The organism is Psychrobacter sp. CAL346-MNA-CIBAN-0220, from assembly GCF_040309805.1.
Classification (GTDB): domain Bacteria; phylum Pseudomonadota; class Gammaproteobacteria; order Pseudomonadales; family Moraxellaceae; genus Psychrobacter.
The window spans coordinates 1-271 of the sequence record NZ_JBEOPF010000303.1; the positions used below are offsets into that span (position 1 = coordinate 1).

Here is a 271-nt window from a genome sequence, read left to right on the forward strand (position 1 = left end):
TATCGATATCGATCCAGCTTCTATCTCCAAGACTATTTTTGCCCATATTCCTATCGTTGGTGACGTAAAATCAGTACTTACAGATATGTTGGAAATTATCGGCGAAGATAAAGAGTTGGAGCAGCATGCCTTACTAGACTGGTGGGCACAGATTAATGAATGGCGTAAGCGTCATGGTCTGCGTTATGACACCAGCACTGACAATGGCATCAAGCCCCAAGCGGTCGTTCAAGCACTAGATAAAGTGACCAACAGCAACGCTATTATCACC

General features: G+C 44.3%; 1 pseudogene. It reads left to right on the forward strand.

From position 1 onward, the window contains the following. Nucleotides 1-271 (forward strand): annotated as a pseudogene (locus AAEY88_RS13735) (acetolactate synthase 3 large subunit); the annotation flags it as partial.